This window comes from Microcoleus sp. (genome assembly GCF_049646505.1).
GTDB lineage: Bacteria > Cyanobacteriota > Cyanobacteriia > Cyanobacteriales > Microcoleaceae > Microcoleus.
Window position 1 is genome coordinate 1 of sequence record NZ_JBARVX010000308.1, and the last position, 8,418, is coordinate 8,418.

General features: G+C 48.8%; 5 protein-coding genes. 1 reads left to right on the top strand and 4 read right to left on the bottom strand.

Annotated elements, in window-relative coordinates; translation table 11 throughout:
* The 4 genes from WBA89_RS16165 to WBA89_RS16180 all read right to left on the bottom strand — a co-directional run.
* Positions 1-791: aminotransferase class V-fold PLP-dependent enzyme (locus WBA89_RS16165; RefSeq protein WP_424408132.1), on the bottom strand; the 791-nt coding region annotated here is incomplete at its 3' end.
* Between the two features lie 333 nt (positions 792-1,124).
* Positions 1,125-1,730 (bottom strand): molybdenum cofactor guanylyltransferase, encoded by a 606-nt coding sequence (locus WBA89_RS16170; protein WP_424408134.1) that lies wholly within the window; start codon positions 1,728-1,730, stop codon positions 1,125-1,127.
* Between the two features lie 379 nt (positions 1,731-2,109).
* A complete protein-coding gene (locus WBA89_RS16175) occupies positions 2,110-3,174 on the bottom strand; it encodes an anthranilate phosphoribosyltransferase family protein (protein ID WP_424408136.1) in 1,065 nt (354 codons plus the stop codon).
* Between the two features lie 195 nt (positions 3,175-3,369).
* Entirely contained in the window at positions 3,370-4,347 is a 978-nt protein-coding gene (locus WBA89_RS16180) for a LysR family transcriptional regulator (RefSeq protein WP_424408138.1), read from the bottom strand.
* A 583-nt stretch (positions 4,348-4,930) separates the two neighbouring features.
* On the opposite strand from WBA89_RS16180, the gene WBA89_RS16185 reads away from it, so the two are divergent.
* Positions 4,931-8,353 (top strand): PAS domain S-box protein, encoded by a 3,423-nt coding sequence (locus WBA89_RS16185; RefSeq protein ID WP_424408140.1) that lies wholly within the window; start codon positions 4,931-4,933, stop codon positions 8,351-8,353.
* Positions 8,354-8,418 lie beyond the last annotated feature (65 nt).

Here is an 8,418-nt window from a genome sequence, read left to right on the forward strand (position 1 = left end):
GGACTGGGATCGAGTGTTCCCATCCAGTCAAATTCTAATTGAAAGCGCGATTTATCAGCGCGCGGCGAGTTAGCACCGTGACTGATTGTAGTGGGGCGAATGGCATTTTGCTTGTCGCGCCGCACGTATAAAAACCCCGCACCTTTCGGCGCGCACAGCCATTTGTGGCAATTTCCAGTGTAGTAAGCCGCGCCAATTTCTGCTAAATTGAGCGCTACCATTCCCGGCGCGTGTGCTCCGTCTACCAATACATCTACGCCGCGATTTTCCAACTCGCCGACTAACTGTTTGATGGGAAATATTAAGCCAGTTTGGCTGACTATGTGGTCTAATAAGGCAATTTTTGTTTTAGCAGAAATGCACTTAATTATTGCTTCAATAATTTGTTGGGGCGAGTCAATGGGAAATGGGATTTCTGCTACTATTACTTTAGCACCCGTGCGCTCTGCTATAAAATCAAGTGTGTTGCGGCAGGCGTTGTATTCCTGATTTGTGGTTAGCAATTCGTCGCCCGGAGCAAAAGAGAGCGATCGCAAAACAGCATTTATTCCCGTTGTAGCATTCGGCACAAAGGCTAAATCTTCTTCACCCGCGCCGATAAATGCGGCTAACTGATTTCTAGCATTATCTAACAGCGGTTCAAATTCTCGCATTAAAAAGCGCAAAGGTTCTCTTTCGAGTTGTTCTCGAAAACTGGTTTGGGCTTCGAGCACGGGAATCGGACAGGCCCCAAAGGAGCCGTGATTGAGAAATGTTATATTGCGATCGAGCAACCAATATTCGTTAATCATTTAATTAGTCAGTAGTCAGTTGGTAGTTGGCAGTTGGCAGTTGGCAGTAGTCATTAGTCATTAGTCAGTAGTCATTAGTCATTAGTCATTAGTCAGTAGTCATTAGTCAGTAGTCATTAGTTAGTTGGTAGGGGCGGTGCCCCCGTGCCCGCCCTCTTAGTTGGCAGTAGTCAGTCGGAATTGGTAATTCGGAATTATAACCAACAGTTAACAGCTAACAGTCAACAGCCAACAGTCAACAGCTAACAGTCAACAGTCAACAGTTAACAGTCAACAGTCAACAGTCAACAGCCAACAGCCAACAGTCAACAGTCAACAGTCAACAGCCAACAGTCAACCGTTACTCATTTTATCTTTTAATTGCTCAAATTCTTCTAATGTATTGCAATTCGATAACATTAGTGCTTCTCGTTCCCCTACAGGTAGAGGGATTGCTTGGATTTGATTTAACCATTTTTGAAAGGAACGTCCCCCTTTTTCAATAAAACTTTGCAAACTGGGGAGAGATTGTTGGCGGTAGAAGCCGCACAAAGGTTCCCAGCGGGAATTTTGATAAGGGACAATTGCTAGGGTTGATGGGGGGACGGCTGTTAGCTGACTCGCCCAATTTTGAATAATTTGGGGTTCTAATAAGGGCAAATCGCAAGCTAACAGTAAAATCCAGTCGGCGGGAATTTCTGTCAATCCCTGAGTCAATGCAACTAAGGGCCCGGAGCCCGGATTGTACTCTAGCAGAAATTGGGATTGTTCGGTTAAGGTCGATCGATAGCGATCGGGCCAAGCAGTCAGAACATACACTTGTGGCGTTACGGATGCTGCAACCTCCAGCGCCCGCTGCAACAGGCTTTTACCCTCAATTTCCAGCAAAGCTTTATCCGTCCCCATGCGCGAACTTTGACCGCCTGCGAGTACAATTACAGCAATTTGATGGTTGGTCATTAGTTATTTGTTATTTGTTATTAGTTATTAGTTATTAGTTATTAGTTATTTGTTATTTGTTGTTGGTTATTAGTTATTAGTTATTAGTTATTAGTTATTAGTTGTTGGTTATTTGTTGTTGGTTATTAGTTATTAGTTATTAGTTATTTGTTATTTGTTGTTGGTTATTTGTTGTTGGTTATTTGTTGTTGGTTATTTGTTATTTATTATTTGTTATTTGTTGTTGGTTGTTGGTTATTGTTTGTTGGTTGTTGGTTGTTGTTTGTTGGTTGGTTGTTGTTTGTTGGTTGTTGGTTGTTGGTTGTTAGTTGGTAGGGGCGGTGGATGGTGCGTGTCCGCCCTCTGTTATTAGTTATTGGTTATTGGTTATTAGTTATTTTCAACTCAAAACACTAACGGCTTTGCTAACTTCCTCAAGTTTTTGCACTACTTGACGGCTGTTCAATAAAGTTTCGGCCTCAATCAAACCCGAGTTCATATCCAAACAAACCCCGCTGCGCCACAGATAAAAGCCGCCATTCCAGATAGCTGACTGCATCAATTCTGAGGGTTTTCCTAGCAACGCTTCCTGCATTTGTTTGAGTAAGTCAGATGCTGATTCAAAGGCGGGATTTGTGTTGCTGAAACCGTAATCTCCGTGGGCCAAAAGCACTCGCTCAAACTCAGTATCCGGCTTAGCAATGCCGATAATCGCAGTACGATCGCGCGGCAAGTCGCAGCTTCCCTCCAATCCTTTGACTGTGGTATAATTTTTGACTCCCCGCAATTCAAAGGCTTTTTGAAACATACCTTCTGTCGGCGGGTGCACGTAGCCAGAGATGACGTTAACGTCGCCGGCGCAGGGACACCACATCAACTCCATTGTCGAAAAAGGCGGCCGTTTGCCGATTTCCCGGCGGTAGGAAACTAAAGCGGCGGCTTGAGGAAAATGCTTGGGAAGGTAGACAAAACCTAAACCGGTACTGTCAAAAACTTGCTGGACTTTTTCTAAACTAAGTTTTGTCCAGTCTACTCCCAAACCGCGCCAAATTTCAATCAGGGGAATGCCTTCTTTGGTTGGCATGACATCGCCCCCGTGCATGACGCTTGGCACGCCAGAGGCGGCTAAAATTAGGGCGGTTATGGGGCTAATTGGAGCGGTGCGCGATCGCCCGTCGTAAGCTACACCAAACACGGCGACCGTCGAAACTGCAAACCCTTTTTCTCGGTTTGGGGGGGCAAGCATCGGCCCCAATTCTTCATAGGCATCTAGCATTCCGGCCAATTCTTCGCCGATGGGCCGTTTGATGCGGTGGGAAATCATAAAAGCTCCGATTTGAGCTGGTGTGGCTTCTTGCAGCAGCATCATCCGCGTGGCTGCTGCTGCTTCCTGGCGAGTTAAGTTTTCTCCTGTGTGTATTCCGCTGCCAATTTTTCGCAGCAATTCTCTAAATTCGTCACTCATAATTATTGGTTGTTGGTTATTGGTTATTGGTTATTGGTTATTGGTTATTTGTTATTTGTTATTTGTTATTTGTTATTTGTTATTTGTTATTTGTTATTTGTTATTTGTTATTAGAAAGAGAAGAGACAACAGTCAACAGTCAACAGTCAACAGTCAACAGACAACAGTCAACAAAAAAACCTGATAACTCGCGAATTAATTCCCGAATTTTCCGAGCTTGATGACATCTAATGGGGGGACAAATTCGCGTACTAGATTCCAGAAATGGGCGATCGGCGGAATTTGCATTCGATCGTGAGTTGTCACCAATACCACTTCGCGAGTCCAAGCCGGATCGATCGCCGATTGACCTATCGCCAAAACCTTGGAATTTGAGTTTTCTTTGGCGACGATGGGCCGAATTGCTAAAGTGCGATCGCCCTGGGCCTCAATCAAAGCTGAATGCGGCAGCAAAGCAATCAATTCTCCCTGTCGCACCACACCCCGAAAAGCATCGAGAGTGTTGAGTTCCAAAACAGCATGAAGTTTAGCGCCGATGCGTTCAAATTGTTCTTGCACCATCCGCTGCATTCCGTACCCGTCCTTAAACACGACTTGCGGGTAACAAATCAATTCCGGCCAAGGTACTCGATCGTACACGGCCAGGGGATGATTTGCCGCCATCAATACCTCGATCGGCTCGTTGTAGAGTACCTCAACCAACATTTCTGGGGCTTGAGTAAAATAGCGGTTGTTCATCACCACCGCGATGTCCACCAAACCGTCTTTGAGAACTTTCAGAGCTCGATCGCTCCCCAGCGCAGTCACCCGCAACTGCACTTCAGGATAATCGCGACAAAACCTTTGCAGCACAGGCGGCAAATAAGCACCGCAAACCGAGTGAATCGCAGCCACGCACAGTTCCGGCTGCTTTCCCGCCAGCAAATCCCCCAATTCGACCGCAGCATTTCGCCAAGTCTGACAGATTTTGCGAGCGTGAGGTAACAGGCGTTCCCCTCCCACAGTCAGCTTCGCGATCCCCGCGCGGTGAAACAGCGACAAACCCACTTCCGCTTCGAGTCCCTGCACTTGACGGCTAATAGTCGATTGAGTCACGCCGCACTTCCGGGCCGCTTGCTGAAAGCTCCCGGTTTCAGCAACCGAAAGAAATGCTTGAAGCTGCTCTAAGCGCATGGATGTTTAATTCTAGATGGTTTCAGACATTTTCCTCGAACGATCGTAAGTAACGTTAACCGATTTAGTTGAAGAATTTAGTAGAATTTGATACAGTACAGATTAGTTTTGATGCTGCCAGACGCGGAGATGCTCGGTTTTACGAACCAACTTGCTGGGGCAGGATTTCCGAGCGCCCGAGTAAATGTCGCTTCTCCAATGTTGAAGGGATTTCTGAATCTGCCAACTTATCAACAAACCGATTAAATTTCGATAAATTTAGAGAATTTTGCCAGTTGATAGCTCAAGATTTTTAATAAAATTAGCAGTCGCCATCGCTCGCTTGCGTTAAACTGCGGGATTTTGTATTTAATTTCGATCTCAAAATATAGCGTTTAATTTGATAATTAATGGAGCATTACAGTACCTGAGTTTCCCTATAATTGTCAATAAATGTCCGAAGATTGGCGCACGGTTAAAACCTGCAATGAACTTTGATCCCGGCTGAAAGTGACTGTTATTTTCTGTTTTTTTGTGTATAAACTAGGAATTAGCGGGTCAGCAACACAAGTGCAAGTACGATCGCACGCACGGGAAAGCCGAAATGCTGCAATTTCTTCTGAAAATTATGTCATTCAACCACAATTTTATTTCCCAAGGCGGATTAGAAGAGTGGCCACCGCAGTTAATGGGACTGCACGCGGTCAGCGATTTGTTAATTTCCTTGGCTGATTACTCAATTCCAGCGATTCTGACATACTTTGCCTGGAAGCAGCGCAAGTTACCTTTGAGCAGGGGGTTTCTGTTATTGGCGGCCTGGTTTTTCTGCCGGGGAACAACTCACCTGATGCAAGTTTGGATGCTGGTGCATCCGAGCTACTGGCCCTCAAGTTTCCTGGCCGCCATTACGGCTGTGATTTCTTTGTGGGCTGTGGCGGAACTGATGCCATCGCTTTCTCAACAATTCTTGGCTTTGGACGGTTTGGCTTTTTTCTCGGCAAATACAGCGCCGGAAACTCAAAAGCTCGATCGAGATCCTGCTGTCACGGCCATTAAAAATTCCGCCGCCTCCCCCCCAAACGAACTCCAGCAAATTAACCAGCAATTGCTCGCAGAAATAGCGCAGCGCGAGCGAGTCGAGCAAATCCTGCTCGATACTGTCAGCAAGCTGCAAGAAAGCGAAGAACGCTTCCGCGTTTTTCAGGAATTATCTATAGATGGATTTAACGTGTTCCGCAGCCTTCGCGACGAATCTAAAATTGTGGATTTTGTATGGGAATACGTCAATCCCGCAGCGGCAAAAATTCAGCATATCGCTCCTGAAGAATTAATCGGAAAGCGATTGCTGGAAGTGCTGCCCGGTCATAAAGAGCGCAATTTGTTCGACCGTTACGTCGAAGTTGTAGAAACAGGAACTCCCCTAAATACCGAGATTTATTACAGCAGCGAAGGCATTGTCGGCTGGTTTCGGATTATGGCCGTTAAGTTGTGGGACGGCATTGCTATTTCTTTTAGCGATATTACTCAGCGCAAGCAAGTAGAAGCATCTTTGGGCGACGCGATGCAAAAACTCACTTCTCATTTTGAAAATACACCCCTAGCTGTGATTGAGTGGGATGAAAATTGTCGCATCAGCGGGTGGTCGCCGGCTGCCGAAAAGATTTTTGGGTGGAAGGAAACAGAAGTTTTAGGCAAGCATTTTAGCGAATGGAATTTTATTGGGGATGGCGATTTTGAAGATGTACAATCGGCAATTGATAGTTTAAAAAACCCGCAGACTCGCTGCAATGTTGTTCGCAACAGCAATTATAATAAGGGCGGTTCGCTGCTGCACTGCGAGTGGTACAATTCGGCTTTTTACAGCGATTCTGGACAGTTGATATCGGTGCTGTCTCTGGTTTTGGACGTGACGGAACGCTTTAATTTTGTGGAAGTGCTGCGACAGTCTGAAGAGCGGTTTCGGATTGCGGCAAAAAGTGCTAGCGATTTGATTTACGAATGGGATATCGAGACGGGTATCGTGCTGTGGTTCGGTGAGATAGACGCACATTTGGAGTACGAAAAAGGCGGATTTCCGAGGACGAGAGCAGCTTGGAACAGTATCTTGCATTCGGAAGACCGAGATCGAGTCCTGGCTGCGCTCGATCGATATTTGAGCGCGCCAGACAGTTCTGCAGCCCCATTTTTTGAGGAATACCGGGTTCAAAACCAAGGCGGCGGCTGGCTGCACTGGATCGATCGCGGCACGGCAGTGCTTGACTCTCAAGGCAATCCCTACAAATTGATCGGGGCGATCGGCGACATCAGCGATCGCAAACAAGCCGAAGCACAGCGGAATCTCGCCTTGGCGCGGGAACAAGCAGCCCGCCACCAAGCCGAAGCCAGCGAACAGTTGTACCGCGCCCTCGCTGAAGCCATCCCGCAAATAGTTTGGACTGCTTTGCCCGACGGCGCGATCGACTATTACAACCAGCGCTGGTTTGAATATACCGGCATGACGCTGGAGGAAACTCAAGGCTGGGGGTGGCAGCCAGTTTTGCATCCAGATGACGTGGAAAATACCCTAGAACGCTGGAAAACCACCGTGCAGACGGGGGGGGATTACGATGTCGAATACCGCTTTAAACGGGCATCTGACGGGGCTTACCGCTGGCATCTGGGTCGGGCAATACCCGTGCGGGATGCTGAGCGGAAAATCATCAAGTGGTTCGGGACTTGTACGGATATTGACGATCGCCAGCGATCGGCCCAAACAGCCGATTTCCGCGCCCGAGCCTTGGCTTTGCTGTCCTCGGCTTCCCTAGATTACCAGCAGGCGCTGCAAGGTTTGGCAGATTTAGCAGTACCTGAGTTGGGGGATTGGTGCTGCGTGCATTTAATCGAACCCGACGGCTCGCTCCGCTTGCAAGCAGTCGCTAACTCCGATCCGAACAAAGTCGCCCTGCTGTGGCAAATCGACCAGCGCTTGCCGGTAGACCCCCAGGGAAGGCACGGAGTCGCAAAGGTGCTGCGGACTGGGGAGGGGAAACTTTACCCCGAAATACCGAATTGGGCGCTCGAAGCGGTGGTACCGGACAGGGAATTGCTGTTGGTGCTGTGTTCCCATAGCCCGCTATCAGCAATCTGCGTGCCGCTGATGGCTCGCGGGCGGACGCTGGGAGCGATTTCGCTGCTGTGCGGGGAGTCCGGCCGCCGCTGCGAGCACGCCGATTTGGTTTTGCTGTCGGATTTGGCGCGGGATGCGGCGGTGGCGATCGACAATGCGCGGCTTTACCGGGAAGCTTCCGAGGCCAACCGGATTAAAGACGAGTTTTTGGCAACGCTTTCCCACGAGTTGCGGACTCCTCTGAACGCGGTGGTGGGCTGGTCTCAGATGCTGCGACAGCGCAAGTTGAGTCCCGAAAAAACGGCTGTGGCTTTGGAGACGATCGAGCGAAACGGGCGGTTGCAGACTCAGATGATTGAGGATTTGCTCGACGTTTCCCGAATTGTCAGCGGCAAAGTGTGTTTGAAGCTGTCCCCGGTGAATTTGGTTGGGACTGTAGAAACGGCTGTCAAGGCCCTGATTCCTGATGCTGAAGCTCGCGGAGTTGAATTGGTGAGTTGTTGCGGCGAAGGGGTGAGTACCTTGAGGGGCGATGCTGCTCGCTTGCAGCAGGTGGTGTGGAATTTGCTCTCGAATGCGATTAAGTTTACGCCGCCGGGAGGTCGCGTAGAAATCAGGGTCTCGGAGGAGGGGGAACCGCGATCGGCTGGTGGTGCCATGCTGTCTGTGTCTCCGGTTCACTCTGTGACGATCGCCGTCACCGATACCGGAATTGGCATCAGCAAGGAGTTTTTGCCGTTTGTGTTCGATCGCTTCCGCCAAGCTGACAGCAGTTCTACGCGCAATTACGGCGGGCTAGGACTGGGATTGGCGATCGTCCGCCATCTGGTGGAACTCCACGGCGGCACTATCTGGGTCGAAAGTCCCGGCCTAGGACTCGGCTCGACTTTCGGGGTGCGATTGCCGATCGATCGCAGTTGACCGTTGACCGTTGACAGTTGACCGTTGACAGGTAAAGAAGACAGAAGACAGACGGCGGTTGAAAC

Bases quoted from the DNA above. Each gene is read 5' to 3' on its own strand.
- WBA89_RS16170 (WP_424408134.1), bottom strand. From the start codon at position 1,730: ATGACCAACCATCAAATTGCTGTAATTGTACTCGCAGGCGGTCAAAGT.
- WBA89_RS16185 (WP_424408140.1), top strand. From the start codon at position 4,931: ATGCTGCAATTTCTTCTGAAAATTATGTCATTCAACCACAATTTTATT.
- WBA89_RS16180 (WP_424408138.1), bottom strand. From the start codon at position 4,347: ATGCGCTTAGAGCAGCTTCAAGCATTTCTTTCGGTTGCTGAAACCGGG.
- WBA89_RS16175 (WP_424408136.1), bottom strand. From the start codon at position 3,174: ATGAGTGACGAATTTAGAGAATTGCTGCGAAAAATTGGCAGCGGAATA.